Source organism: Streptomyces abyssalis (assembly GCF_001751365.1).
In the GTDB taxonomy this organism is placed as follows: Bacteria; Actinomycetota; Actinomycetes; order Streptomycetales; family Streptomycetaceae; genus Streptomyces; species Streptomyces abyssalis.
This window is the reverse complement of sequence record NZ_LJGT01000009.1, coordinates 1-388: the sequence shown is the minus strand read 5'-3', so window position 1 is coordinate 388 and position 388 is coordinate 1. Positions and strand designations below refer to the sequence as shown.

The window sequence follows — 388 nt, the reverse complement described above, 5'->3', positions numbered from 1 at the left end:
AGGTTAAGCCTCACGGTTCATTAGTACCGGTTAGCTCAACGCATCGCTGCGCTTACACACCCGGCCTATCAACGTCGTCGTCTTCAACGTTCCTTCAGGACTCTCAAGGAGTCAGGGAGAACTCATCTCGGGGCAAGTTTCGTGCTTAGATGCTTTCAGCACTTATCTCTTCCGCATTTAGCTACCGGGCAGTGCCATTGGCATGACAACCCGAACACCAGTGATGCGTCCACTCCGGTCCTCTCGTACTAGGAGCAGCCCCCCTCAGTTCTCCAGCGCCCACGGCAGATAGGGACCGAACTGTCTCACGACGTTCTAAACCCAGCTCGCGTACCACTTTAAATGGCGAACAGCCATACCCTTGGGACCTACTTCAGCCCCAGGATGG

The 388-nt window shown here is 55.2% G+C and carries 1 rRNA gene; it reads right to left on the bottom strand.

Annotation, left to right across the window (positions count from 1 at the left end):
- Nucleotides 1-388: ribosomal RNA gene (locus tag AN215_RS00030) — 23S ribosomal RNA — on the bottom strand; the annotation flags it as partial.